The organism is Actinoplanes hulinensis (assembly GCF_019429605.1).
GTDB lineage: Bacteria > Actinomycetota > Actinomycetes > Mycobacteriales > Micromonosporaceae > Actinoplanes > Actinoplanes campanulatus.
The window spans coordinates 93,706-118,920 of the sequence record NZ_JAHXZI010000018.1; the positions used below are offsets into that span (position 1 = coordinate 93,706).

At 69.1% G+C, this 25,215-nt stretch carries 26 protein-coding genes and 2 tRNA genes; 17 read left to right on the forward strand and 11 right to left on the reverse strand.

The genetic code is table 11. The features are described from left to right. Positions 1-303 carry a hypothetical protein gene (locus KZ829_RS30655; RefSeq protein ID WP_220147351.1) on the reverse strand — a complete coding sequence of 101 codons (303 nt, stop codon included), beginning with the start codon at positions 301-303 and terminating at the stop codon, positions 1-3. Between the two features lie 383 nt (positions 304-686). Between KZ829_RS30655 and KZ829_RS30660 the strand changes: the two genes are divergently transcribed. The 3 genes from KZ829_RS30660 to KZ829_RS30670 all read left to right on the forward strand — a co-directional run bounded on the left by KZ829_RS30660 (position 687) and on the right by KZ829_RS30670 (position 2,362). Continuing rightward, positions 687-1,568 carry a helix-turn-helix domain-containing protein gene (locus KZ829_RS30660; protein WP_220147352.1) on the forward strand — a complete coding sequence of 294 codons (882 nt, stop codon included), beginning with the start codon at positions 687-689 and terminating at the stop codon, positions 1,566-1,568. Continuing rightward, positions 1,538-1,756, forward strand: coding sequence for a DUF397 domain-containing protein (locus KZ829_RS30665; RefSeq protein ID WP_372441892.1), 219 nt, complete (start codon positions 1,538-1,540; stop codon positions 1,754-1,756). The genes KZ829_RS30660 and KZ829_RS30665 overlap by 31 nt, the downstream gene beginning before the upstream one ends. A gap of 162 nt (positions 1,757-1,918) precedes the next feature. Continuing rightward, the gene (locus tag KZ829_RS30670) at positions 1,919-2,362 is read left to right on the forward strand and encodes a hypothetical protein (RefSeq protein WP_220147353.1); all 444 of its coding nucleotides are present in this window, start codon (positions 1,919-1,921) and stop codon (positions 2,360-2,362) included. Between the two features lie 3 nt (positions 2,363-2,365). Here the strand turns inward: KZ829_RS30670 and KZ829_RS30675 are convergent, their stop codons facing one another. From KZ829_RS30675 to KZ829_RS30685, 3 genes are all read right to left on the reverse strand, one after another. Next, positions 2,366-2,989, reverse strand: a complete 624-nt coding sequence (locus tag KZ829_RS30675; RefSeq protein ID WP_220147354.1) for a hypothetical protein — start codon at positions 2,987-2,989, stop codon at positions 2,366-2,368. 143 nt (positions 2,990-3,132) lie between these two features. Then, positions 3,133-3,957, reverse strand: coding sequence for a WecB/TagA/CpsF family glycosyltransferase (locus tag KZ829_RS30680; RefSeq protein WP_220147355.1), 825 nt, complete (start codon positions 3,955-3,957; stop codon positions 3,133-3,135). A 209-nt stretch (positions 3,958-4,166) separates the two neighbouring features. Beyond that, positions 4,167-4,249, reverse strand: a tRNA-Leu gene (locus KZ829_RS30685). A gap of 232 nt (positions 4,250-4,481) precedes the next feature. On the opposite strand from KZ829_RS30685, the gene KZ829_RS30690 reads away from it, so the two are divergent. The 7 genes from KZ829_RS30690 to pknB all read left to right on the forward strand — a co-directional run bounded on the left by KZ829_RS30690 (position 4,482) and on the right by pknB (position 13,243). Further along, the gene (locus KZ829_RS30690) at positions 4,482-5,267 is read left to right on the forward strand and encodes an FHA domain-containing protein (RefSeq protein WP_183225796.1); all 786 of its coding nucleotides are present in this window, start codon (positions 4,482-4,484) and stop codon (positions 5,265-5,267) included. Positions 5,268-5,272: 5 nt separating this feature from the next. After that, positions 5,273-5,755 (forward strand): FHA domain-containing protein FhaB/FipA, encoded by a 483-nt coding sequence (locus tag KZ829_RS30695; RefSeq protein ID WP_043525772.1) that lies wholly within the window; start codon positions 5,273-5,275, stop codon positions 5,753-5,755. Continuing rightward, positions 5,752-7,107: a PP2C family protein-serine/threonine phosphatase gene (locus KZ829_RS30700; protein WP_220147356.1), complete on the forward strand. Its 1,356-nt coding sequence runs from the start codon at positions 5,752-5,754 to the stop codon at positions 7,105-7,107. Before KZ829_RS30695 ends, KZ829_RS30700 begins: the two co-directional genes overlap by 4 nt. Positions 7,108-7,184: 77 nt before the next feature. Further along, complete coding sequence (locus KZ829_RS30705) at positions 7,185-8,639, forward strand: FtsW/RodA/SpoVE family cell cycle protein (protein WP_220147357.1); 1,455 nt, start codon at positions 7,185-7,187, stop codon at positions 8,637-8,639. Continuing rightward, on the forward strand, positions 8,636-10,138 hold the full coding sequence (locus tag KZ829_RS30710) for a peptidoglycan D,D-transpeptidase FtsI family protein (RefSeq protein ID WP_220147358.1): 1,503 nt from the start codon (positions 8,636-8,638) through the stop codon (positions 10,136-10,138). The genes KZ829_RS30705 and KZ829_RS30710 overlap by 4 nt, the downstream gene beginning before the upstream one ends. Position 10,139: 1 nt before the next feature. After that, on the forward strand, positions 10,140-11,477 hold the full coding sequence (locus KZ829_RS30715) for a serine/threonine-protein kinase (protein ID WP_220147359.1): 1,338 nt from the start codon (positions 10,140-10,142) through the stop codon (positions 11,475-11,477). Beyond that, positions 11,474-13,243: a Stk1 family PASTA domain-containing Ser/Thr kinase gene (gene pknB / locus KZ829_RS30720; RefSeq protein WP_220147360.1), complete on the forward strand. Its 1,770-nt coding sequence runs from the start codon at positions 11,474-11,476 to the stop codon at positions 13,241-13,243. Before KZ829_RS30715 ends, pknB begins: the two co-directional genes overlap by 4 nt. A gap of 55 nt (positions 13,244-13,298) precedes the next feature. Here pknB and KZ829_RS30725 read toward each other — a convergent pair whose 3' ends face one another. The 4 genes from KZ829_RS30725 to KZ829_RS30740 are packed head-to-tail and all read right to left on the reverse strand — an operon-like array spanning position 13,299 to position 16,505. Further along, positions 13,299-13,949, reverse strand: coding sequence for an aminodeoxychorismate/anthranilate synthase component II (locus tag KZ829_RS30725; protein ID WP_220147361.1), 651 nt, complete (start codon positions 13,947-13,949; stop codon positions 13,299-13,301). A gap of 4 nt (positions 13,950-13,953) precedes the next feature. Further along, positions 13,954-14,211 carry a hypothetical protein gene (locus KZ829_RS30730; RefSeq protein ID WP_220147362.1) on the reverse strand — a complete coding sequence of 86 codons (258 nt, stop codon included), beginning with the start codon at positions 14,209-14,211 and terminating at the stop codon, positions 13,954-13,956. A 3-nt stretch (positions 14,212-14,214) separates the two neighbouring features. Continuing rightward, positions 14,215-15,708, reverse strand: a complete 1,494-nt coding sequence (locus KZ829_RS30735; protein WP_220147363.1) for a class E sortase — start codon at positions 15,706-15,708, stop codon at positions 14,215-14,217. Then, positions 15,708-16,505, reverse strand: a complete 798-nt coding sequence (locus KZ829_RS30740) for a DUF881 domain-containing protein (protein ID WP_220147364.1) — start codon at positions 16,503-16,505, stop codon at positions 15,708-15,710. The genes KZ829_RS30735 and KZ829_RS30740 overlap by 1 nt, the downstream gene beginning before the upstream one ends. 197 nt (positions 16,506-16,702) lie before the next feature. Between KZ829_RS30740 and KZ829_RS30745 the strand changes: the two genes are divergently transcribed. The 5 genes from KZ829_RS30745 (at position 16,703) to KZ829_RS30765 (ending at position 22,793) form a co-directional block, all read left to right on the forward strand. Next, positions 16,703-16,966: a cell division protein CrgA gene (locus tag KZ829_RS30745; RefSeq protein ID WP_183225786.1), complete on the forward strand. Its 264-nt coding sequence runs from the start codon at positions 16,703-16,705 to the stop codon at positions 16,964-16,966. Between the two features lie 174 nt (positions 16,967-17,140). Continuing rightward, positions 17,141-19,294: a (Fe-S)-binding protein gene (locus tag KZ829_RS30750; RefSeq protein ID WP_220147365.1), complete on the forward strand. Its 2,154-nt coding sequence runs from the start codon at positions 17,141-17,143 to the stop codon at positions 19,292-19,294. A 129-nt stretch (positions 19,295-19,423) separates the two neighbouring features. After that, the gene (locus KZ829_RS30755) at positions 19,424-20,758 is read left to right on the forward strand and encodes a hemolysin family protein (RefSeq protein WP_220147366.1); all 1,335 of its coding nucleotides are present in this window, start codon (positions 19,424-19,426) and stop codon (positions 20,756-20,758) included. Then, on the forward strand, positions 20,751-21,791 hold the full coding sequence (locus KZ829_RS30760) for a hemolysin family protein (protein WP_220147367.1): 1,041 nt from the start codon (positions 20,751-20,753) through the stop codon (positions 21,789-21,791). Before KZ829_RS30755 ends, KZ829_RS30760 begins: the two co-directional genes overlap by 8 nt. 123 nt (positions 21,792-21,914) lie before the next feature. Next, positions 21,915-22,793 (forward strand): LamG-like jellyroll fold domain-containing protein, encoded by an 879-nt coding sequence (locus KZ829_RS30765; RefSeq protein ID WP_220147368.1) that lies wholly within the window; start codon positions 21,915-21,917, stop codon positions 22,791-22,793. A gap of 76 nt (positions 22,794-22,869) precedes the next feature. Here KZ829_RS30765 and KZ829_RS30770 read toward each other — a convergent pair. Both KZ829_RS30770 and KZ829_RS30775 read right to left on the reverse strand, forming a co-directional pair. Next, positions 22,870-22,943 (reverse strand) — tRNA-Gly (locus tag KZ829_RS30770). A gap of 53 nt (positions 22,944-22,996) precedes the next feature. Continuing rightward, positions 22,997-23,503: a pyridoxamine 5'-phosphate oxidase family protein gene (locus tag KZ829_RS30775; RefSeq protein ID WP_220147369.1), complete on the reverse strand. Its 507-nt coding sequence runs from the start codon at positions 23,501-23,503 to the stop codon at positions 22,997-22,999. A 91-nt stretch (positions 23,504-23,594) separates the two neighbouring features. Here KZ829_RS30775 and dcd point away from each other — a divergent pair, with 91 nt between their 5' ends. Together dcd and KZ829_RS30785 are read left to right on the forward strand one after the other, a co-directional pair. Then, positions 23,595-24,173, forward strand: a complete 579-nt coding sequence (gene dcd / locus KZ829_RS30780; RefSeq protein ID WP_220147370.1) for a dCTP deaminase — start codon at positions 23,595-23,597, stop codon at positions 24,171-24,173. A 71-nt stretch (positions 24,174-24,244) separates the two neighbouring features. Beyond that, positions 24,245-24,529 (forward strand): YciI family protein, encoded by a 285-nt coding sequence (locus KZ829_RS30785; protein WP_204296630.1) that lies wholly within the window; start codon positions 24,245-24,247, stop codon positions 24,527-24,529. 33 nt (positions 24,530-24,562) lie between these two features. Here KZ829_RS30785 and KZ829_RS30790 read toward each other — a convergent pair whose 3' ends face one another. Then, the gene (locus KZ829_RS30790) at positions 24,563-25,105 is read right to left on the reverse strand and encodes a phosphoribosyltransferase (protein ID WP_220147371.1); all 543 of its coding nucleotides are present in this window, start codon (positions 25,103-25,105) and stop codon (positions 24,563-24,565) included. Positions 25,106-25,215: the final 110 nt, after the last annotated feature.

Sequence of the window (25,215 nt, forward strand, 5' to 3'; positions counted from 1 at the left end):
TCAGCGCGGGGTGCGGACCGTCCGTGCGGGGGTCACCCCGGGACGGCTGGCCGGCTGACGGCTGTTGCGCAGGCGCGGATCGGGCGCCTTCCCGGCCGGGCGCAGACCATTGACCTGTACGAAGATCGAGCGGCGTTCGACCGCGTCACCGGCCGAGTTCAGTTCGTAGCCGTCCAGCCAGACCCAACCCTCGTAGGTCGGCCAGTCGTGGACCCGGATGACCCTGAAGAGCATCGGTGATGAGAATTGGACACTCGCCGCTCTCGTCACGTGAATGACATCACCGGACCGAGGTAGAACCACGTCATCTCCTGCCCTGAGACCCGTGTAGATGGACTTTGGTGACCTAGGCGCACCAGTTTGCCGGTTTGATACGCCCTTGCAAGCCTCCGACGGGTTTGACCATCGAAGGAGGTTGCGGAACGTCACTATCGCCGATCACATCTACCCGGCTTCGGGGTGAGGTCCATCGTGGACCGGAAGTGGCTCGGCGCCCCGTATCGGACGTCGTCTTGATGTTATTTGTCGGACTTGCCCGCGTCTCTCAAGAACGTTAAGTGATGCAAGCCATACGGAAAGATTGCACCACCAGTCTCGTCGATGCAAGTTGCATGTCACGCTTCCGTGATTCTCCGTGATCATCCAATGTGCTTGAACGATCATGAGTGGCTCGGGAGACTGATCGGGTGAATCGACGTCGCAGTCCCACCGTCCGTCGACGCCGCCTCGGGGTGGAACTGCGCAGGTATCGCGAGGCGGCCGGCGTGACGATTGATGTGGTCGCCGAGCGGCTGGGCTGCTCGACATCCAAGATATCCCGGATCGAAACCGGGCATACCACCGCCAGTCCGCCTGACGTGAGCGCCATGTTAGCTATTTATGGGGTCGATCCGGACATTTCAGGAGAGTTAGTTGAAATTTCGCGAGACGCCCGAAAGAAAGGTTGGTGGCACCCCTTCTCCACCGTCCTGAACAGCACGTATGTCGGCTTCGAGGCCGAAGCTAGATCAATTCAGGCGTACGAGCAGCAGGTCATTCCGGGCCTTCTGCAGAGCGAGCAGTACGCAATGGCTCTCATTCGATCCGCCCGATGGGATGACCCCGATCAGGAAATCGCGCAACGGGTCCGCGTCCGTATGGAACGGCAGTCGTTACTGATTCAGGACGATCCAATCGATCTCTGGGTGGTGCTCGATGAAGCGGTGGTGAGTCGCCCGGTCGGTGGCGACGCGGTCATGCGCGATCAGTTGCGACATCTGGTCGAGGCCGCCGGCCTGCCGAACGTGACACTCCAGATCCTGCCGTTCGCGGTCGGCGCGCACGCCGCCATGGACGGCGCGTTCGCGATCCTCGACTTCCCCTCGGACGGTGACCCCGCCCTGGTGTTCGCCGAGAACGCGGCCGGTGGGCTCTTTCTGGAGAAGGACGACGAACTCCGCAAGTTCCGCGAGGTGTTCGGCACCATCCGGGCTGCCGCCCTGGATCCGGAGGCGTCCATTGAAATGATCGAAAAGTTGGCAGAGGAGCCATTGTGGAAATCGAGGCGAAGGGCCTCCGAGTCGATCTGAACCAGGCACGCTGGTTCAAGAGCACGCGGAGCGGGCCGAACTGCGACAACTGTGTCGAGGTCGCATTCGTCGGCGAGGCTATCGCGGTGCGCGACTCGAAGAACCCGTCAGGACCGGCGCTGATCTTCACGACCGCGGAGTGGGACGCGTTCGTGGGTGGGGCCAAGGACGGCGAGTTCGACCTCTGAGGATGCCTGAGCGGCCGGCCCGGTGATCCGATCGCCGGGCCATCCGTTGCTATTTGCCCGATTCGCGTCGCTGTGCGCGACTCGCCTCGTTGAAAGCTCCAGGCGCGGACCGGACCGCGCTGACGGGCCGGGACACACCACCGACGAGGCAAGGCAGTAGAGATGACGATTGGTTCCGAGAACCTCAGCAGCGGTTCGTCGACGGCGCAGGACCGCTTCAGCGGGGGCGTGAGCGCGTACCGGCAGGGCCGGCGGGAAGCCCTCACGGGCGATCACAGCGACGGTGAGCTGGTGTCCCGTACCAGCTCCGGCCTGCCGACCCGGTCGCCCGGGCGTTCCCACAGCATCGAGCCGACCAGCCCGCTGGACCGGGCCGCGAGGCTGCCCTCCCTGGATCTGCAGAACCTGAGCGAGCCGGTCTTCCCGTCCGGAACCTGGTCCGACTCGTCGAACCAGTCGATGGCCGACCACCCGCTGCTCCGCGGACTGCTGCTGGAGCTGCCGGCTCGGGGCACGCTGCCGCCGTCGGATTGGCTGGACCGCTGGTTCGAGGCGACCCGCTCGATCCTGGAACTGCTCTACGTCCAGGAAGCCAAACAGCGCTGACGATCAGCGGGCGCCGGCCGGCGCCCGCTCCCGGTCCCGGCGTCCGATCGGGGCCAGCACCAGCGGGGCCAGGCGGCTGTGCCGCAGCGCCGCCCGGATCCCGATGCCGGCGACGGTCACCACGATCACCGTGACGGCGATGCCCAGCATGCCGGTCGCCGCGCCGCCGGGCACGTCCACCAGGCCGGCCGCGATCGGTAGGCCCACCAGCGCGGCCACCCCGGTGATCTGCAACGGCGCGGACAGCAGCGGGTGGGCGGCGGCGGCCCGCAGAGCCGGCGGAACCGGCGTCAGCGGCGCGGCGGCGAACGCCCCCGCGCCGCGGCGCACCCAGCCGAGCCGGCGCAGGGTCGCGGTCAGGACGACCAGTGCCGGTACGCCCGGCAGCAGTGCGGCGGCCGGCGCCGCCGAGACACCCGGCACCAGGGCGACGACCAGGGGGATCGCGGCGAACACCGTGACGCCCGCGCCGACCAGCGCGGAGAGCAGCCCGGCACGGCGGCGCAGCTGACGCGCGGTCACGGCGGCGGGCATCCCGTCGACCAGGAGCCCGGCGGAGAGCCAGACGGCGGCGAGAGTGCCGATCAGGAAGACGTCCACGACGGTGTTCACATCGACAGCGTTCACCGCGCGCGTCCGTACCGAAACCGGGATATGCCCGGACCGGGCACCCGTAGGGGTTCCACGGCACTGTGCGTAGGCGCTCTAGAACGCTCCGTCTAGAACGGACAGTGATCTACGACGCACTGTCCGAAACAAGATCCGGTCGGTCAGACGGCGAACTCGTGGACCCGCTCGGTGGCGGGCGCCGGCGGGGTCGCCTTCCACAGGCCCAGCCGCTGAACGGCGAGGCGGCTCAGGTACGCCGGGTTGAGCAGTACATACCGCTTCCACAGCCGCTTCGGCTCCAGGCCCAGGCGCCACAGCCACTCCAGCGCGTACCGCTGCATCCACGCGGGCGGGTTCTTCAGCAGGCCGGCGTGGTAGTCGAAGGCGGCGCCGACGGCCAGCAGCGGCATGTCCAGCAGCGGGCGCATGGCGTAGGTGAAGATCTCCTGCCGGGGGCAGCCCAGGCCGACCAGCACCACGCGGGCGCCGGACGCCTTGATCCGTTCGGCGATCGCCTCCGCCTCACCGGGCTCGGACTTCCGGAACTTGGACGCCTCGACACCGGCGATCCGGAGCGACGGGAACATCCCCATCAGGGCCGGGACCAGCCGTTCCAGGGTGGGCTCGGTCGACCCGTACAGGTAGACGGGCAGGCCCTCGGCGGCCGCCTGCTCGACGACCCGGAGAGTCAGCTCGGGTCCGTACACCCGGTCGGTCAGGCCGGCCTTGTGCAGCACGTTCAGTGCCCAGCGGACCGGCTGGCCGTCCGGTGTGACCAGATCGAACGAGTTCAGCCGGGCGTTGTGGGCGGGATCCTCGACACCGGTCATCACGCCGTGCACCGCGAGCGCCGTCACGGCGAACCCGCGCCGCTCCTTGGCGGCCTCGATGATCTGGGCGGTCGCGGTCGCATAGTCGGTCGCATCCACGAGCACACCGAGAACGTTGCGCTTGCCCTGTCCGACACCCGCACTAGTCGCTGTCACGACCGTCACTCCACCCTGAGAACCGATGAGGCGGCGAGCATAACGCCCCTCACACCTTCACCCGAAAGTTGACGTGAAATTCCGGCGATCACCCGTACTCCAAAGGGGTTGATCTTGTAGCCACCCGAAAGCGCGACTGAATCGCCCGAGCCCGGAAACGACGAAGCGCCCTCGTCCGCAAAGCGGGCCGAGAGCGCTTCAGCGACTCGTGGGGATGGGGGGAGTTGAACCCCCACGTCCTTTCGGACACACGGACCTGAACCGTGCGCGTCTGCCATTCCGCCACATCCCCATGTGACTTGCCTCGAAGATCATACATCCGACCTTCTCGGTCGAAGCGGGCTGGTCGAACCTGCTTCGTTGTTACTGGCTGCGACAGACTACGCTGTCGCAGGTCACCAAGCGAGTAGATACCGCCTCGCGACGCTGGAAACACTAGCACGGCGTCAGAGGCGGTCATACGAGGGTCAGAAGTGCCGGCAGCTCTTGGGCTAAGGATGCGCAAGCGGCCGCCGGATACCATCATGTCCTCGGAACCCGAGGAGGAGCCGGTGAGCGTGCTGCAGCGCTTTGAGAAGCGATTGGAAGGCCTGGTCGAAGGGGCCTTCGCGAAGGTGTTCAAGGGTGTCGTGCACCCTGTGGAGATTCTGAATGCCATGCAGCGGGAGGCGGAGGCGCACAAGGCCATCCTCGCCGGTGGCCGCACCCTCGTGCCCAACCGCTATGTGATCGACCTGTCGCCATACGACCACAGTCGGCTGGCGCCCTATGCCGCCGCGCTGGCCCAGGAGCTGGCGCAGTCCCAGGCCGAGTTCATCGGTGAGCAGGCCTGGACGGTCTACGGCGACGTGATCGTCGAGATCGAGCGTGGCGACGGACTGGACACGGGCATGTTCCGGGTCACCGCGGAGGTGTACACCGGCGGCGAGGTCGCCCCGGTGCAGCAGCCCGCGTACGACGCCGGCCCGCAGTACTCGCCCTACGACCAGCATCAGCAGGGTGGCTACCAGCAGCACCACGGTGGCCCGCGCAGCGTCGGCCTGGTCTCCGGCGACGGCCGGACCTACCCGCTGCAGATGGGCTCGACCGTGATCGGCCGTGGCGACCAGGCGAACCTTCGCCTGCCCGACGTCGGCATCTCGCGGCGCCACGCCCGACTGGACTACGACGGCAACCAGGTCGTGCTGACCGATCTGGGCTCGACGAACGGCACCATGGTCAACGGCCAGCGGGTGTCCGCCGTCGCGCTCAACCCGGGCGACATGATCCAGCTCGGCACCACCACGCTCACCTTCCGAGTGGACGGCTAGCGACCTTGCCCGAATTCGTCCTCACCGTCGCCCGATTCGGTTTCCTCATCCTTCTGTGGATCTTCGTGTTCACGGTGGTCGGGGTCATCCGCCGGGATCTCTTCGCCGGTGGCCGGTCCAAGAGCATCGTCGCCAGCCCTCGGGGGGTGGGTGGCGCGGTGCTCCAGGGCCGGCCGGCGAAGGCGAAACGCGGTAAGGCGGCGCGGCAACTCGTCGTGACCGCCGGTCAACTGGCCGGCACCCGCATCACGCTCGGTGAAGCCCCGATCACGATCGGCCGCGCCGAGGACTCGACGCTCGTCATCACGGATGACTTCGCGTCGGCCCGGCACGCCCGGTTGGTGCCCCGTGAAGGCCAGTGGTTCGTGGAGGACCTCGGCTCGACCAACGGCACGTACCTTGATCGCGGTAAGGTCTCCGGACCCACTCCAGTCCCCCTTGGCGTTCCGATCCGGATCGGGCGCACTTCTCTCGAGTTACGGCCATGACCCTGACCCTGCGCTATGCCGCTCAGAGCGACCGCGGTCTGATCCGAGACCTGAACCAGGACTCCGTCTACGCCGGGCCGCGACTTCTCGCTGTCGCGGACGGCATGGGCGGCATGGCCGCCGGTGACGTCGCGTCCAACATCGTTATCGCCGCCATGGCGCCACTCGACGAAGACGTCCCCGGGGACGCCATGGTCGACGCGCTCCGGCACGCCGTCGGAACCGCCAACCAGCAGTTGCGGGACACCGTCGACGCCAACCCTCAGCTGGAGGGGATGGGGACCACGCTCACCGCGGTCCTCTTCTCCGGCAGCAAGTTCGGCATGGTGCACATCGGGGACTCCCGTGCGTACCTGCTGCGCAAGGGTGAGTTCTCGCAGATCACCAAGGACGACACGTACGTCCAGATGCTGGTCGACGAGGGCCGGGTCAGTCCCGAGGAGGCGAGCAGCCACCCACAGCGGTCGCTGCTCACCCGGGCGCTGGACGGCCGGGACATCGACCCCGAGTACTCAGTACGCCAGGTGCTCAAGGGCGACCGCTACCTGATCTGCAGCGACGGACTCTCCGGCGTGGTCAGCGGGGAGACGATCGGGCAGACCATGCGTGAGCTCACCGACCCGAAGGCGTGCGTGGAGCGGCTGGTGCAACTGGCCCTCCGTGGCGGCGGGCCGGACAACATCACCGTGATCATCGCCGACGCCGTCGACGGCATCGTCGAGCAGGCGCCGATCGTGGGCGGCGCGGCCTCCCTCGACCGGGGCAACACCACGGTGGCCGACAGCTCCACCTCGGCGGCCCGGGCCGCGGCGCTCAAGCCGCAGCCCCGCCCGGCCCAACCGGAACCGGCCACCAACGGCTACGACCGGGACCCGGAGCCCTCCGGCCACCCGGTCCGGACCGCGCTCATGGTGCTGGTGCTGCTCGGAGTGCTCGGCGGTGGCCTGTGGCTGGGCTGGAAGTACACCCAGGACCAGTACTACGTCGGCGCGACCGACGCGGGTCAGCTCGCCATCTTCCAGGGCGTGCCAGGCCAGATCGCCGGGGTCGACCTGTCGACCGTGAGTGAGACCAGCCAGGTCAGCCTGGAAGACCTCACGTCGGTCGCCCAGGAGCGCGTCAAGCAGGGCATCCACGCCGACAACCAGGCCGCCGCCCGTTCCACGCTGGCCGGCCTGACCAGCGAGGAGCCCTCGAACCCGAACCTCAAGCCGATCTGCAACGCCGCCGGTGTCGCGCCGTCGGCCACCGCCTCGGCAACGCCGGCGAAGACCACGCCGGCCCCGTCCGCCGCCGCCTCGGAAAGTGCTCCGCCGAGCGTCGACCCGGTCGGGTGCCGGACCGTCGACTGAACACACGGCCTACACGTCTGGGGAAATTCTTGACCGCGCCCGCCGTACCGGCTCCGACACCCGCCTCCACGGGCGAGATGTCGCGTATCCGGCAATGGAAGACGCGCCGCAACGCCGAGCTCGGACTGCTCGCCTTCGCCATGCTCCTCGTCGCCGCGTTCGGCGCGACGGTGGAGGCGAACCAGTTCGACGAGATCCGGCCGAACTTCTGGGTGCCGGCCGCGCTGATCGGCATCCTGTTCCTCGGCCTGCACGTGGTCGTCCGGTTCACCGCTCCGTTCGCCGACCCGGTGCTGCTGCCGGCGGTGGCGCTGATCAACGGCATCGGGGTGGCGTTCCTGCGCCGCCTCGACATCGCCCGGGCGATCGCCAACGACGAGCCCGTGCCGGGTTTCTTCGCCGAGACCGGCGGCCGTCAGCTGGCCTGGACGCTGCTGTCGCTGATCCTGGCGGCGGTGCTGCTCCTGCTGCTGCGCGACCACAAGGTGATCTCGCGGTACGCGTACACCCTGGGCCTGGTCGGCATCGTGCTGATGATGATCCCGGCGGTGCTGCCTAGCAGCATCTCCGAGGTCAACGGCGCGAAGCTGTGGATCCGGTTCGGGTCGGTCTCGATCCAGCCGGGTGAGTTCGCCAAGCTCGCCCTGGTCTCCTTCTTCGCGTACTACCTGGTGCGCAAGCGGGAGGTCCTGTCGCTGGCGAGCCACCGCTTCCTCGGCATCGACTTCCCGCGTGGCCGGGACCTGGGCCCGGTCGTCACGGTGTGGCTGTTCAGCCTCCTCGTCCTCGTCTTCGAGAAGGACCTCGGCACCGCCCTGCTGTACTTCGGGCTCTTCGTCGTCACGCTGTACGTCGCCACCGAGCGGTCCAGCTGGCTGATCATCGGCCTGGTCCTGTTCTTCGGCGGCGTCTACGTGGCGTACCTGCTGGGCGCCGCGATCGGCGGCCCGTTCGCGAACTTCTACGACCGCGCCGAGCTGTGGCTCGACCCGTTCTCCCAGGAGAACTACACACGCGAGAGCGGCAACAGCTACCAGCTGGTCCAGGGCCTGCTCGGGCTCGGCACCGGCGGCCTCTTCGGCACCGGGCCGGGCGCCGGCTCACCGGGCAAGGTGCCCGAGGTCCGGACCGACTTCATCTTCGCCGGCCTCGGTGAGGAGATCGGCCTGTTCGGGCTCGCCGCGCTGCTGGTCATCTACCTGCTGATCGTGGAGCGTGGCCTGCACGCCGCGCTGGCGGTCCGCGACTCGTTCGGCAAGCTGGTCGCCGGCGGTCTGGCCTTCACCCTCGGCCTGCAGGTCTTCGTCATCCTCGGCGGCATCACCGGCCTCATCCCGCTGACCGGCCAGACCACCCCGTTCCTCTCCGCCGGTGGCTCGTCGCTGATGGCGAACTGGTTGCTCATCGCCATGCTGTTGCGGATCTCCGATGCCGCGCGCCGGCCGGCGAACAGCATCGCCGAGCGGACCAGCGGCCCTAAGAAGGCACCCACCCAGTTGCACGGCGCCATGACGGAGGTGATCAAGCCGTGAACGCCCCCCTCCGACGCTCCGGCGTCGTCATCCTCGTCCTGTTCGGCCTGATCTTCGCCAATCTCAACTGGATCCAGGCGTACAAGGCCGACGACTACCGCACCGATCCGCGCAACCAGCGGGTCCAGGTCGCGGAGTACGAACGCCCCCGCGGTTCGATCGAGGCGGCCGGCGGTGTCGCCCTCGCCCAGAACACCGAGACCGAGGGCGAGCTGAAGTACCAGCGGGTCTACCCGAAGAAGGAGATCTACGCGCCGATCCTCGGTTACAAGCCGGTGGACGGCGCCGCGGTCGGCATCGAGGCGGCCGAGAACGACATCCTCTCCGGCGCCAGCGACAAGCTCTTCGCGGACCGGCTCAGCGACATGTTCACCGGTGACAGCACCAGCGGCGGCAACATCGTCCTGTCGATCAACCCGCGTGCGCAGGAGGTCGCCTGGAAGCAGATGACCGACAACGAGCGCGGTGTCACCAAGGGCGCGGCGGTCGCGATCGACCCGGCCACCGGCGCCGTGCAGGCCATGGTGTCGATGCCGAGTTACAACCCGAACCCGCTGGTCAGCCACGACACGGCGGTGGCCCGGCAGGCCTACGACAAGCTCGAGGCCGACAAGGACAAGCCGCTGCTGAACCGTGCGGTGGCGAACACCCTGCCGCCCGGCTCGGTGTTCAAGGTGATCGTCTCGGCGGCCGCGCTGGAGCACAACTACAACATCGGCAGCGAGCTCCAGGCGGGCAACGTCTACCAGGAGGGCGGCGCGACGATCCGCAACTCCGAGGACGAGGTCTGCCCCGGCAGCACGATCACGCTGAAGGAAGCCCTGACCACGAGCTGTAACACCGCGTATTCGCGGCTCGGCGTGAAGCTCGGCCGCGATGTGGTGATCGACACAGCGAAGAAGTGGGGCTTCGAGGACGAGGGCCTCGTCGTCGGCGACCTGGAGAGCAAGAAGGGCCTGTCGGTGGCGGCCAGCCGGACCGGCGCCATCGCGAACGAGGACGGCTCCGTGGACAAGGCCGCGCTGGCCCAGTCCTCGCTCGGCCAGCGCGACGTCCGGATGACCCCGATGCAGGGCGCCCTGATCGCCGCGACGGTCGCCAACAACGGCAGCCAGATGCAGCCCTACCTGGTGCAACAGCAGCTCGACTCGGACCGCCGGACGATCTACACGGCCAAGCCGAAGGAACTGCGCCAGCCGATCGACTCCTCAGTCGCGAAGGACCTCCAGGAGATGATGCAGAGCGTCGTCGAGGAGGGCACCGGCAAGAACGCGCGGATCTCCGGGCTCACCGTCGGCGGCAAGACCGGTACCGCACAGAACGTCGCGGGCGCCGACCCGCACGGGTGGTTCGTCGGCTACGCCCTTGATGAGGACGGCAAACCGGTCTCCGCGGTGTGCGTCATGCTGGAGAACGTGCCCGGCGGGCACGCCAGTGCCGAGGCTGCCCGGATCGCCGGGCTCATCATGAAGGCCGCCGCGGGCCAGGGAGGGAACTGACATGATCCGCCCGGGGGTCACGCTCGGGGGGCGATACCGCTTGGAGGAGCGGATCGCCGGGGGCGGCATGGGCGACGTCTGGCGCGGCACGGATGACGTGCTGGGCCGTACCGTCGCGGTCAAGATCCTGCTGCCCGCCCTGCTCGACGAGCCGGGCTTCGCCGAGCGGTTCCGCGGTGAGGCCCGGACCATGGCGACCATCAACCACCCGGGCGTCGTGGACGTCTACGACTACGGCAGCGACCAGCAGATCGCGTTCCTGGTCATGGAGTACGTCGAGGGTGACGCCCTCTCCCGGACGCTGAGCCGGGTGGGCCGGCTGACGCCGGCCCGGACCATGGCGCTTGTCGCGCAGGCCGCCGACGCACTCCAGGCCGCACACGCCAACGGCATCGTGCATCGCGACGTCAAACCCGGAAACCTTCTGGTACGCCCGAACGGCACCCTGGTCCTGACCGACTTCGGCATCGCCCGCTCGGCACTCGTGGGCCAGCTCACCGTGGCCGGCGCGGTGCTGGGCACGGCGTCGTACATCTCCCCGGAACAGGCCGCCGGCGACGTCGCCACCCCGGCCTCCGATGTGTACGCCCTCGGTGTCGTCGCCTACCAGTGCCTCTCCGGCCACCGGCCGTTCGACGGCGCGACCCCGATCGAGATCGCCATGAAGCACGTCCGGGAGACCCCGCGGCCGCTGCCCGGCGACATCCCGCCCGCGGTCCGCGCCATCGTGGAACGCGCCATGGCCAAGGACCCGGCGGCCCGCTGGCCCAGCGCCTCGGCGATGGCCGCGGTGGCCCGGCAGGCGGCGTCCTCGCTGACCACGAACGTGCAGCAGCCGGTCGTTCAGCCGGCCCCGCCGGTCAGCCCGGCGCCGCCGATGAACCGTCCGCAGTCCGGCGGCCCCACCGCGGGGGCGGCCCGGGCCGCGGTGCCCCGGCCGGTCTCCGGTGCCCGGGGAGCGGCGTCGGTGCCGGTCCCACCGCCGGTGGCGCCACCGATGTCGCCGGCCCCCTACCGGCAGCAGTCGGCTCCGCCGGTCAATGCCTACCATCCTCCGGCCGCCAAGCCGGAGAGCTCCTTCGGACGCCAGGTGCTGGTTGTCCTCGCCGTCGTACTGGCGCTCCTGGTGCTGCTCTGCGCCGGGGTCATCTCTTTCCTGTTACGACATGGCAACGGCACCACCGCCGGGAGCAACACGCTGGGCTATCACAGCAGCTCCCCGGCTATCCTCCGCTCGGACGCGGTCGCTGACCCTGTGTCGGTGGCGTCGTACCGTCTTACGAAAGCCGATGCCCAGCTCGGCTGGATCCGACCGAACGAAGGACGACAGACGTTATGACGGCGCAGGCCCGCCTGCTCGGCGGCAGGTACCAGGTCGGCGAGCTGCTCGGCTACGGCGGCATGGCCGAGGTGCACCGTGGCCGTGACCTCCGGCTCGGGCGCGACGTCGCGATCAAGATGCTGCGTACCGACCTGGCTCGTGACGCCACTTTCCAGGAGCGGTTCCGCCGCGAGGCGCAGAACTCCGCGGCGCTGAACCACCCCGCCATCGTCGCCGTCTACGACACCGGTGAAGAGGTGTCGGCCACCGGCGAGAAGCTCCCGTTCATCGTGATGGAGTTCGTCAACGGACGGACCCTCAAGGAGGTGCTCGCCCAGGAGCAGCGCCTCCAGCCACGCCGGGCCCTCGAGATCATCGCCGACATCTGCGCCGCCCTGGAGTTCAGCCACCGGCACGGGATCATCCACCGGGACATCAAGCCCGGCAACGTGATGGTCACGCAGAACGGCCAGATCAAGGTGATGGACTTCGGCATCGCCCGGGCGCTGGCCAGTGGCGCTACCACGATGACACAGACCAGCGCGGTCATCGGCACGGCGCAGTACCTTTCCCCGGAGCAGGCGCGCGGCGAGTCGGTCGACGCCCGGTCCGATGTGTACGCCGCCGGTTGCGTCCTCTTCGAGCTGGTCATCGGCCACCCGCCGTTCGTCGGTGACAGCCCGGTGAGCGTGGCCTACCAGCACGTCCGGGAGGACCCGCGGACGCCCAGCTCGATCAACCGTGACATCCCGCCGGACATCGACGCGATCGTGCTGAAGGCGCTGGCCAAGAACCCGCTCAACCGTTATCAGAGCGCCCAGGAGATGCGCGCCGACGCGCTGCGTGCCGTCTCCGGCCGCCCGGTGATGGCCACCCCGGTGATGAGCCAGGCCGAGACCGTGGCGATGACCGGCGGCCCGCACCAGCAGTGGCAGCCGCAGGCCGCCACCACCATGCAGCGGCCGGTCTCGCCGGGGATGGGCGCGCCCCAGAAGCCGGAGAGCCGGTCGTCGTGGGTGATGGCCGCGGTGGCCGGCGTGGCCGTACTGGTCGTGGTGGTTCTCGGTGTGGCCCTGGCGATGGACCGCGACAACAAGACGCCCACCAACAACGAGCCGCAGTCGGTCCCCATGCCGACGCTGGTGGATCTGACCCTGGACCAGGCGAACGCGGAACTCAACCGGGTGGGGCTGACCAACGTCGTTCCCAAGAAGCCGACGACGGGTGAGGACTGCACCGGCAAGATCGTCGACCAGGACCCGCAGCCCGGCACCACCACGGAGCTCACCCAGCAGGTCACCTACCAGGTGTGCAACAAGCCGGACGAGGTGCCCGTGCCGGACACCCTGGTCGGTGGCACCAGCGCCCAGGCCAAGAAGGCTTTGGAGGGCGTCGGTCTCGAGGTGGACTTCCGCAGCGTCGACAGCGTGGCCGAGAAGGGTCAGGTTCTCGAGGTCGAGAGCGAGGGCGAGAAGGTCGCGCCCGGCACCACGATCACGGTCAAGGTGTCGAACAACAATCTGGTGATCGTGCCGGACGTGAAGGGCCGCTCCCAGGAGACCGCCGAGGCCCTGCTGGAGGAGAACTTCCTGACCTTCGACGTGGTCTTCGTCCAGGTCGACGGCGAGCCGGGCACCGTGTTCACCCAGACTCCCGCCGCCGGGAAGAAGGTAAAGAAGAACACGCAGGTCAAACTGCAAGTGATCGTCGAGGCCGACCCGAACCCCAGCGGTTCCCCGTCGCCCGACACGACCGGCGCGGGCGCCGGCGTGGAATTCGACTGAGACGTACGACCACGAAAAAGGCCGGGGACTCCCCGGCCTTTTTCGTGTCGTCAGGTCAGGCGGTGGCGAAGGCGGCGCGGCGGCGGGTCTCCACCTCGGCGGCCAGCGCCGGGGCCTTCTCCAGGGCGGACGGCAGGCCGCACGCGGCCAGCCAGTTCGCCAGCATGGTGTGACCGCCCTCGGTCAGCACCGACTCCGGGTGGAACTGCACGCCCTCGATCGGCAGCTCGCGGTGCCGCATCGCCATCACCACGCCGGACTCGGTCGTGCCGGTCACCTCGATCTCCGCGGGCAGCGTCTCCGGCACGACGGCGAGCGAGTGGTAGCGGGTCGCGGTGAACGGGTCGGGCAGCCCGGCGAGCACACCCACACCCGTGTGGTGCACGTCGGACGTCTTGCCGTGCAGCAGCTCGGGGGCGCGGGCCACGGTCGCCCCGAACGCGGCGCCGATCGCCTGATGGCCCAGGCAGACACCGAACATCGGGATCTTCCCGGCGTACTCCTTGATGACGTCCATCATGATCCCGGCACGGGTCGGCTCGCCGGGGCCGGGCGACAGCAGGATGCCGGCCGCGCCGAAGCCGCCCACCTCGGCCACCGAGATCTCGTCGTTGCGCCGCACCTCGCAGTCGGCGCCGAGCTGGCCGAGGTACTGCACCAGGTTGAAAACGAACGAGTCGTAGTTGTCGATCACCAGAATGCGCACGTCATCACCTGCTGGGGCTGGGCTGCGGTTGATTGGAGGTCGTGCTGTAGGGAAGCTCGTCGTCACCCGGGACGACGGTGGTGCCGCCGGCGTCCTCCCCGGTGCCGGCCTCCACCTGGACGTCGTCGAACGGCAGCAGCGGGGTGGCCCACGGGAACACCACGTACCAGAGCAGCAGCCCGACCACCGACACCAGTGCCAGCGACATGGTCAGCTTGCTCCAGCGGCCGCCCGGCAGCTTGCGCCAGATCCATGCGTACATCCGTTATGCCTTCATCTCGGCCGGCATGCCGGCGTCGGGCAGGGCCTGATCCCGGGGGACGGTCTGGACGAGTTCGGCGTGGACGACCAGGCGCTGGTAGTTGTTGAACTTCGGGTTGCAGGTGGTCAGCGTGAGCAGCGCCTTGGTGGGTTTCGCCTTGGGCTTGCCGGGGACCGCGGCGACCACCTCGACCTGGTTCGGCTTCACGATCTCCTGGTCGTAGACGCGGTAGACGAACCAGCTCTCCCGGGTCTCGACGCCGATCACGTCGCCGGGCTGGAGCTCGTCGAGGCGCCAGAAGATCTTTTTGATCCGGTGGCCGGCGACCGAGAAGTTGCCGACCTTCCCGGGTTTCGCGGTCTCCGGGTAGTGGCCCGGCGCGTACCGGATGTCGTCGGGCTGCACGCCGTCGACGACCACCCACTTCTTGTCGAACTTCGGGATGTAGAGGCGGCCGACCAGATTGGCGCCGGGCGCCTTGGGGCCCTTGACCGCCGTGCTCGCGGTCGGTGCCACGGTCGGGTCGGCCCAGGCCTGGTCCAGTTCCTCGCCGAGGTTGTCCTGCTCGGCCTGCACCGCCGCGGAGTTCCCGAAGACCTGGTAGCCGGCGAAGAGCAGCACCACCAGACCGAAAGTGATCATGATTTCGCCGGAGGTGCGGATGACGGTCCGGATCCGGGTGCCGATGGTGGGGCGGGTCAGCTCCGAATAGACGCTCTTGTAGCCCTCGCCGGTCTGCTCCGGCCGCAGCTGGACCACCCGCTCACCCCGCTTCGCCTTGGCGGGCTCCGCGGGGTCCGGGTCCGGTGCGTCGGTGCCGGCCGAGCCGCCACCGGAGCCTGCTCCGGCAGTGGTGGTCACCGATGCGGCTCCGAGCGCGGCGTCCGGCCCGGCCGCCTCCCGGGCGGCATCCGCCGCGCTCTTCGCGGGTTTCTCCGGGATCGTCGGGAGAATGCCGGTCGGAGCGTCCACCGTACGGATGACCGTGGTGACGCTCGGGTCCCGTGTCGGGCCGGCCGTCCAGGGCTGCGCCGGTGTGCCCGCCGTGGGCAGCCAGGCGGTGGTTCCGCTGGGGGAGCCGGGCACCTCCGGCGGGGGCCAGGCCGGGTCGGTGCGCGACCAGCGGTCACTGGGCTGCCGTCCGGCGGTGGGCGCCCCGGCGGTGATCGCCACCGGGTCCGCGGGCGGGCTCAGCGGCTCGCTGGGCGGCGGGACCGCCGGAGTGGGGGTCCGGTTGGGGATCGGCACTGTCGGGCCGCCCAGATCGTTTGCGGGGGCCTTCGCGGGGAAAGTGTTCCCGCCGGCCCGCGACGCGGTGGGCTCGGGACGCGGGTCGACGTTGCCGCCCGGCCCGATCGGCGGCGCGAGTGGCCCGCCGGGCACCCCGTCGGGCGCCGCATCGGTGATCCGGGGGATGTAGGCGGTCTGCGCGTCGCTGTCCGGTGCGCGATGGCGGCCCGATCCGGACGGGCGTGCCGGGTACTCCGGGGGAACCATCACCGGGCAGCCTGCGCCGATCGGAGATCGGTCGAACCGTCGTACGCCTGCAAAGTCACGTTCTTCTCCACCTTTTCCTGGTAACCGAGCCCGAAGTCGGCGACGGCCTCCCGGAACTGCCTGACTCCCTCTGACGACTCCAACGCGCGACTCAGCGCTGTGGGTTCGCCGATCGCTGTGATCTTGAAGGGTGGTGAGAAGACCTGGCCGTGAAGGAGCAGCGTGTTGCCGACGCAGCGTACCGCGCTCGTGGAGATCACTCGGACATCCATGATCGTCATGGCCTCGGCCCCACCAGCCCAGAGAGCGTTCACGACGGCCTGGACATCGCCCTGGTGGACGACCAGAGCGTCGTTGTCCGGAGCGTTGTCGCCGAAGTCGGAATCACGTCGGGGGGAGTCGTCGAGGGTGATGCTCAGACCCGGACCGTGCATCTTCGAGAAGCCGGCCGACTGACGTAGGACGCCGGCCTGGTCGAGGGCCGGGCGGTCCAGTTCGGCCAGCCGGGCGGTCTCGGCGTCCACCGACGTCCGCAGCTCGGTCGCGCGCTTCTCGCCGGCCGCCAGGCGGTCCCGCTTCTCGGCGATCAGCTGGGTCAGTTTCGGGCGCCGGTCGTCGCGCAGTGCCGTACCGTCGGCGGTGTTCGCTGAGGTGGTGAAGAGCAGACCCGCCGCCAGCGCGATCAGCGGAACCCCCACCGACCAGACGGAACGGTGCTGTTCGCGCCGTGGCCGGAGGCCGCGGGCGACGCGCCGGAGAACGAGTTTCCAGGAGGCCCCGGCAGCGCCGTCGTCCACGTCGCCTACCACTCGAAAACCCACCCCGCCCCCTCAAGAACAGACGCCGAGGTATTTTCCTGCCCCGGCGGGTGCCTCTCTGCACAACGCCTTGACTACGCTAGCTGTCGAACAGTATTCGCCACGGGCAGCATTCGGGACTCCCGGAGCCGCTCAACGGTGGGTTGTTCACCACTTGTTGCCCTCAGGAGAGCACCGTGCCCAAGTCACAGGTTCGCAAGAAGAAGGTCTACACCCCGCCGTCGGACATCAGCCCGGCAGTCAAGGGTGCGTCCAACAAGCCGAGTCCGGTGTGGGTTCCGGCGACCGCGGTCGCCCTGATCGTCATCGGCATCGCGTGGCTCGTCGTCTACTACCTGTCCTCCCAGCAGTGGCCGGTGGAGAGCTGGCAGTACTGGAACCTCGCGGTGGGCTTCGGCTGCATGGTGGCCTCACTGGGCCTGCTCTCGCGCTGGCGCTGAATCTCACACCCCGCCATAGCGCGGTCACGTGAAAAACTGCAGAAGTAAGCGCACCCCCGCTCGTCGTGGGGTGCGCTTTCGGCGTGGGGGTGCATCGCCTTGACCTGCGGCGCGCGCCCGTCTATTACTCGTGGGTAACATAGGCTGGCGCACCGCCGACCGAGGAGGCACCAGATGGGCATCGCGCAGATAATCGCCACCGTCTTAGCAGGGGCAATCACGGTGGTGGCCGTCTATCTGGCGGTTCGTGCCGTCCTGACCATCACCGCGGTGATCCGGCAGGGCCAGCCCGATCCGGCCCGATTCGCCGAGCCGAAGGTCCGGACGAAGACCATGGTGGTGGAGACCGTCGGTCACACCAGGATGCTGAAGTGGTCCGCCATCGGCGCGGCCCACTGGTTCGTGATGGTCTCGTTCGTCATCCTGTCGTCGCTGGTCCTCGAGGCCTACTTCGAGGTCGTCGACCCGGACCTGGGCCTGCCGATCATCGGGCACTGGGTCGTCTTCGGCCTGGTCACCGAGTGGATCGGCATTCTCGGCACGGTCGGCATCCTCTACCTGATATTCGTCCGCCAGCGCCAGAAGCCGGGCGCGGTGAAGCGGAGCCGGTTCCTGGGCTCGACAATGTGGCAGGCGTACTTCGTCGAGGCCGTCATCGTCGGCGTGCTGATCTTCGGCTTCCTGATCCGGGGCTTCAAGGTCGCCACCGAGCACTTCGAGTACCCGCTGTGGGCCACCCCGCTGAGCCACGCCATCGGCTCGGTGCTCCCGGCCTGGGAGGACGGCGCCACCTGGGCCGCGCTCGTCAAGATCCTCATCTCGATGACCTGGCTGATCACCATCTCGCTGAACCCGACGATGGGTGTCGCCTGGCACCGCTTCCTGGCGTTCTTCAACATCTACTTCAAGCGCAGCCCGGAGAAGCCGGCCGGTTCCGGCCTGGGCGCCCTGAAGCCGATGATGAGCGAGGGCAAGCCGCTCGACTTCGAGGAGGCCGACCCGGAGAAGGACCTCTTCGGCGTCAACCAGGTCGAGCAGTTCACCTGGAAGGGCCTGCTGGACTTCTCCACCTGCACCGAGTGCGGCCGCTGCCAGTCGCAGTGCCCGGCGTGGAACACGGCCAAGCCGCTGTCGCCGAAGCTGCTCGTGCTCTCGCTGCGTGACCACGCCTACGCCAAGGCGCCCTACCTGCTCGCCGGCGGTGGCAAGGACCTGATGGGCGAGGAGAAGGCCACCGAGGCGCAGCTCGCGCACATGGACGTCCTCGCGCTCGCCGAGGGCAACCGCCCGCTGATCGGCACCGCCGAGGAGCAGGGCGTCATCGACCCGGACGTGCTCTGGTCCTGCACCACCTGCGGCGCCTGCGTCGAGCAGTGCCCGGTCGACATCGAGCACATCGACCACATCGTCGACATGCGCCGCTACCAGGTGCTGATCGAGTCGAGCTTCCCCTCCGAGGCCGGCGTCATGCTGCGCAACCTGGAGAACAAGGGCAACCCGTGGGGCGCCCCGCAGAACACCCGCGAGGACTGGACCAAGGGCCTGGACTTCGAGGTGCCGCGGGTCGGCGAGGTCGAGGACTTCGACTACCTGTTCTGGGTCGGCTGCGCCGGCGCCTTCGAGGACCGGGCCAAGAAGACCACCCGCGCGGTGGCCACGCTGCTCAACGAGGCCGGCGTCAAGTACGCCATCCTCGGCGAGGGTGAGACCTGCACCGGCGACCCGGCCCGCCGGATCGGCAACGAGTTCATCTTCCAGATGCTCGCCCAGCAGAACGTCGAGGTGCTGACCGAGGCGCTCGGCGAGAACACCACCAAGAAGATCGTCGCGACCTGCCCGCACTGCTTCAACACCCTCGGCAACGAGTACGAGCAGCTCGGTCTCAAGGTCGAGGTGGTCCACCACACCCAGCTGCTGGCGCACCTGGTCGCCGCCGGGAAGCTCACGCCGGTGCAGCCGGTAGACGGCGGCGTCACCTACCACGACCCCTGCTACCTGGGCCGCCACAACCGAGTCTTCGACGCTCCTCGCGAGCTGCTGGGCTCGTCCATCGCGGGCGATATCCAAGAGATGCCGCGTAACCAGGAACGCTCCTTCTGCTGCGGCGCCGGCGGCGCCCGGATGTGGATGGAGGAGCGGATCGGCAAGCGGATCAACGTCGAGCGCACCGAGGAGGCCCTGGCCACCGGCGCCAAGACGATCGCCGTGGGCTGCCCGTTCTGCTACACGATGATCGGCGACGGGGTCACCGGCAAGGGCAAGCAGGAAGAGGTCGAGGTGGTCGACGTGGCCACCGTCCTGCTCCGCTCGCTCAAGAAGGACGCCTGAAAGATCTCCACTGATGGCCGGTCGCCGTAGGCGGCCGGCCATCGGCCTGTCCCGGGCGGGATGTCACACCCGGCGCGGTTAGTGCGGGACGTCCCGGTCCGGCACAATGAGTGCCGAGGTGAAGCGATCATGGACGGCCTGCTCCTGACCGCGGTGCTCCCGCTGGTCGCGTTCGCGCTACTGACGGGTGGCAACGCGTTCTTCGTGGCAGCCGAGTTCGGGCTGGTGACCGTCGATCGTGCTGAGATCGACGCGCGTGCCCAGGCCGGGGACCGGCGCGCAGCCAAGGTCCGTACCGCCCTGCGAGAACTCTCCTTCCAGCTCTCCGGGGCGCAGCTGGGCATCACGCTGACCGCGCTGCTCACCGGCTACCTGGCCGAGCCGGCGTTCTCCGCGATCTTCACTCCCGTGGTGGAACCGGTGGCCGGCGCGTCGACCGGGACCGTCACCCACGTGATCGCCCTGGTCGTGGCCACCCTGATCTCGATGCTCTTCGGCGAGCTGGTGCCCAAGAACGCGGCGCTGGCCCGTCCGATGGGGATCGCGCTGCGCACCACCACCCCGCTGCGCGGCTTCTCGACCCTCTTCAAATGGCTGATCGCCGCGCTCAACGGCACCGCCAACTGGCTGGTCCGCCGGCTCGGCATCGAACCGCAGGAGGAACTGGCCAGCGCCCGCTCGCCGGAGGAGCTCGGCCTGCTCGCCGCGATCAGCGCCTCGGCCGGCGCGCTGCCGGCCGAGACCGCCACCCTGATGCGCCGGACCATCCGGTTCGGCGAGAAACGGGCGGCCAAGGCGATGACGCCACGCGTCGACGTGGTCGGCCTCAAGACCACCGCGAGCGCCGCGGATCTGATCACGGTGGCGCGGGCGACCGGCCACACCCGATTTCCGGTGTACGAGAACACGCTCGACGTCGTGACCGGGGTCGTCGGTGTGAACGAGGCCCTCGGCGTGCCGCCCGAGCGCCGGGCCGCCACTCGCGTCTCCACGCTGGCCAGGGAGCCGGTCTACGTACCGGAGAGTCTGAGTCTCGACAAGGTGCTGGAGGCGCTGCGGGCGGCGGGCGCCGATCTGGCCATCGTGGTCGACGAGTACGGCGGCACCGACGGCGTGGTCACCACCGAGGACCTGGTCGAGGAACTGGTCGGGGAGATCGCCGACGAGTACGACACCGACCTCGCCGAGACCGGCACACAGGAGCTGACCGCCCCGGGTGGGGAGAAGACGTTTCTGGTCGACGGTCTCCTGCGGGAGGACGAGGCGCATGAGCAGACCGGCTTCCGGCTGCCCGAGGGCCCGTACGAGACGCTTGCCGGCTTCCTGCTCGCCCGGCTCGGCCATATCCCGGTCGCCGGGGAATCGCTGGAGGAAGACGGGTGGGAGTTCACCGTGATGCAGGTCGACCGGCACCGGATCGAGCAGGTCCGGGTGGTCGCGCCGGCGGAGAGCACCGATGACTGAACTTCTGTTCGTGGCGGTTCTGCTGGTCGGTAACGGGCTGTTCGTGGGCGGTGAGTTCGCGCTGATCGCCTCCCGGCGTACCGCGCTGGAACCGCTCGCCGAGACGTCCAAGGCCGCCCGGTGGGCGCTGTCGGCGATGAACCAGATTCCGCTGATGATCGCCGGCGCGCAGCTGGGCATCACGATCTGCACGCTGGTCCTCGGTGCGATCGCCGAGCCGACGGTGGCACATCTGCTGGAGGGCCCGTTCTCGCGTATCGGCCTGCCGGCCAACATGGTGCACCCGATCGCCTTCGTGCTGGCACTGATGATCGTGACATTCCTGCACACGGTGGTCGGCGAGATGGTGCCGAAGAACATCACGCTGGCCGGCCCGGAGCGCTCAGCGCTCATCCTGGGCCCGTTCATGCTCGCCTTCTGCACCGCCACCAAGCCCCTGCTCAACGCGATGCGCTGGGCGGCCAAGGTGATCCTGCGGATCTGGAGGATCGAGACCACCGACGCGGTGAAGACCGTCTTCACCGCCGAGGAGCTGGCCGGCATGGTCACCCAGGCGCGCAGCGAGGGCCTGCTCGGCTCGGAGCAGTACGCCCGCATCCACGCCGCTCTCGGCCTCAACAACCGCACCGCCGGCGACACGCTGCTGCCCTGGTCCCGGGTCACCACGGTGGCGGCGGACGTGTCACCGGCAACCCTGGAGGCGGTGGCCACCCGCAGCGGGCGGTCGCGCTTTCCGGTGGTCCAGCGCGAGACCCGGCGGGTGCTGGGCTTCGTTCACGTCAAGGACGTTCTCGGGTACGCCGCGACGCAACGCAGGCTGCCCATCCCGCCCGAGGTGATCCGCCCGCTGGCCGTGGTGCCGCCGGACCGGGGCCTGGCCGACCTGCTGCTCACCATGCGCCGGGACCGGCTGCACATCGTCCTGGTCAGTGACGGGCGGCGGCCGCTCGGCGTGATCACTCTGGACGACGTGCTGCACGCCGTCATCGGTGAGCCGGCCGGCACCGCGCACCCGGCGGTCCGGGCGCGATGACCCGCGTCATCCCGGATCGGTGTCGGAGGTTCGGCTGACCACGTTCGAGGGAATTTCCGGGGAACCGCTTGCGTCACGGAGTTTCGGTTAGCGAAGTAAGCGGCAATCCGGACAATAGCCTTCATGCGTCACTCCTGTCGGCGTGCCCTGCCGATCGGCACCCTCTCCGCGGCCCTCGTCCTGGCCTGGATATTTTCCCTCTCGCAGTACACGCCCTCGGAAGCCGGCGTGGCCGATACGACACCGACGCCCTCGGGCCCGGCCGCTTCGACCGTCGCCCGCCCGGCGCCGGGCTTCCTCAACAACGCCGGCGCCTTCTCGATGCCCGTGGCGCCCGGCCGGATCCGCACCGCCGGTGGGCCGTTCATCGTCCACTACGACTTCGACGACGGCGTCGGCCACCCGATCGCCGACGCCACCGGTAGTCATGAGCTACGACCGCTGGGCCAGAACGGCGGGGTGCTCCGCCTCGTACCCCAGGGGTCCGGTCTTGCCGTCGCCTACCCGGACCGGTGCACCCTGCTGAGGGAACGCGATTGCCCCCGGGCGATCCTGGAGGGGACCCGCGACGACAGCTTCAATCCCGGGCAGCGTCTTCTGCGCTACGGCGCGTCCATCCTGATGACCCACGCCGACCTCGCCGACGGCGCCAACGTCCTCCAGAAGGGCTACTCGGTCGGCGGCGTCAGCCAGTACAAGCTCCAGGTCGACCACCGTCAGGGCCACCCCAGTTGCGTCATCGCCGGCCAGCGGGCCCGGATCTACCGCGCCGAACCGTGGATCGACGTGGCCGACGGCGCCTGGCACGACCTCGAATGCCGCCGCACCGTCGACCGCCTCGTCATGTTCGTCGACGGCGCGCCCCGAGCCTCCGTCCCCGTCCCGCCGCAGGTGTCGATCGCCAACGCCGAGCCGCTGCGCATCGGCGGCAAGGGCCCGGGCCAGGGCAACGACCAGTTCGCCGGCGAGATCGACGACGTGTTCGTCCACATCGGCGGTTGAGCACCGTTCCGGAAGGGACGCCCGGAGAACACGGAAGCCCTGGCGGACCGTAGGTCCTGGCCAGGGCTTCCGTGAGTGGAGCGGGTGACGGGAATCGAACCCGCGCTGTCAGCTTGGGAAGCTGATGTTCTGCCATTGAACTACACCCGCAAGCTGCCCCACTGTACCTGATTATCCATCTCGGTGGCGGCACCGCCCCGCGATCAGCTGGCGACAGCGAGCGGGCGCCGTAAGCCGCGCGGCGCCCGCCAGGTCTGGGCGAAGGCGGGGACGAACGGGGTGGCGGCCAGCGGGAGCGCGCCGGCCGGGCCGTGGCGCCGCAGCATGGCCGTGTCGACGGTCAGCTCGAAGAGCCGCCAGTCGACGTCGGGCGACGCGTGCAGGGCGCCGGCCAGGCGGCCGACCGTGAGCGGGTCACGCACCGGGACGGCACGGCCGGTCAGGCAGGCCTCGTCGTCGTTGTCCTCCGGTGGATAGGCGTGGAGGGCGTAGCGGCCGTCGCGCTCGAGGTCGCGGCGTTTCGGTGAGTCGACGATGAAGCAGAACAGCCCGTCGTCGGTGAAGACCGGCGAGACCGGGTGCAGGCGAGGGCCGCCGTCGGGGCGGATGGTCGCCAGGTAGCCCATGCCGGGACCGTACTGCTCGAGCAGCGCGCGGATGCCGTCGGCGAGCGCCGGCTCGGCGGCGGCGAAAGCGGACCAGGTAGCCATGCGGGCATTCTATCGAACATGTGTTCGAGACAGCCACCGAACACGCGGATCCGGGCAGATCGGTATTCGGGCAGGTCGGTATGGTGTCGCAATGCTCCTTTCCGACCGTGACCTGGTCGCCGAGATCAAGACCGGTGGCCTCTCGCTGGAGCCGTTCGAGCCGACGCTCATGCAGCCGTCCAGCATCGACGTCCGGCTGGACCGCTTCTTCCGGGTCTTCAACAACCACTTGTACACCCACATCGACCCGGCCGAGCAGCAGGACGAGCTCACCGCCGCGGTCGAGGTGGCGGACGGCCAGCCGTTCGTGCTGCACCCGGGTGAGTTCGTCCTGGCGTCGACGCTCGAGGTGGTCACCCTCGGACAGGACCTGGCCGCCCGGCTCGAGGGCAAGAGCAGCCTGGGCCGTCTCGGCCTGCTCACCCACTCCACCGCCGGCTTCATCGACCCGGGGTTCTCCGGCCACGTCACGCTGGAGCTCTCCAATGTGGCGAACCTGCCGATCAAGCTCTGGCCGGGGATGAAGATCGGCCAGCTCTGCATCTTCCGGCTGTCCAGCCCCGCCGAGCACCCGTACGGGTCGGACGTCTACGGCTCCCGCTACCAGGGACAGCGCGGGCCCACCGCGAGCCGGTCCGCCGAGAACTTCCGGACCTGGCCCACCCGTTAGAGGGAAATCAGCGTCTCAGAGGGAAATCAGCGTCGGGCCTTGGCTGGATCTACGATGGCGGCGTGTATCTGATGATTTCGACGTACCTGAAGCCGCTCGCCGAGGTGGATGAGGCCCGCGCCGATCACCTGGCCTTCGTCACCGAGCTGGAGGAGGCCGGTTACTCGGTCACGGCGGGCCGGATCGACCCGCCGACCGGGGGCATCATCCTGCTGGACGTGGACACCGAGGCCGAGGCGCACGAGCTGCTCGCCAAGGACCCGTACGTACAGCGTGGCCTGGCCTCCTACACCGCGACCGGCTGGCACCCGGCCCGTGGCGCCCTCGCCGGTTACCAGCGCGTGCGCAAGAGCTGACCGGCCGGGCGCCGGTCCATCGTGGTGGGCGGCCTACGGATCGAGATCCGTTCCGGTCAGGAGGCTCCGGATGGCCAGCTCGGCGCTGATCTCGGGCGGGCACTCGTCGACGATCACCGCGGTGCCCACGTAGGCCGCGCCGAGCAGGTCCCGCAGGCCCCGGGCCTGGGCGCCGGTGGCCGCCCAGTCGTCGACGACCAGCGCGCGGTCGGAGTCGCCGACCAGGTTCCGCCGGATGCCCAGGCGCTGTGTCTCGCCGCGATGGTCGGCCGGGACGTCGGCCCAGATCATCGGCTCGGCGATGGCCCGGCGCGCGCCGGCCCGGTACGCCTCGACGAAACCCACCCCCAGCGCCCGTGCCACCAGCGGGCCGACCATGAATCCGGTGACCTCGGGTGACACCACCACCGTGGGGCGCTCCGTCTGGAAGAGGCCGGCGAGAGCCGGTCCGAGCCCGTTCAGGATCCGCGGGTCACGCCACCAGCCGGAGCGATCACTGACCATGTAGTCGGTGCCGGGGCCGAGGTCGGTCCAGCGGAACGTGGAGCGCAGGAGATCACGGAGATCATCGGTCACGCGGACATCCTGTCACCGGCTGTCGCCCTCCTTGGACCGACCGAATGACGCCGAACCCGACGGTGGGCCAGAACCTGTTCAGCCTACGGGTCAAGTTGATGCCCGACGTG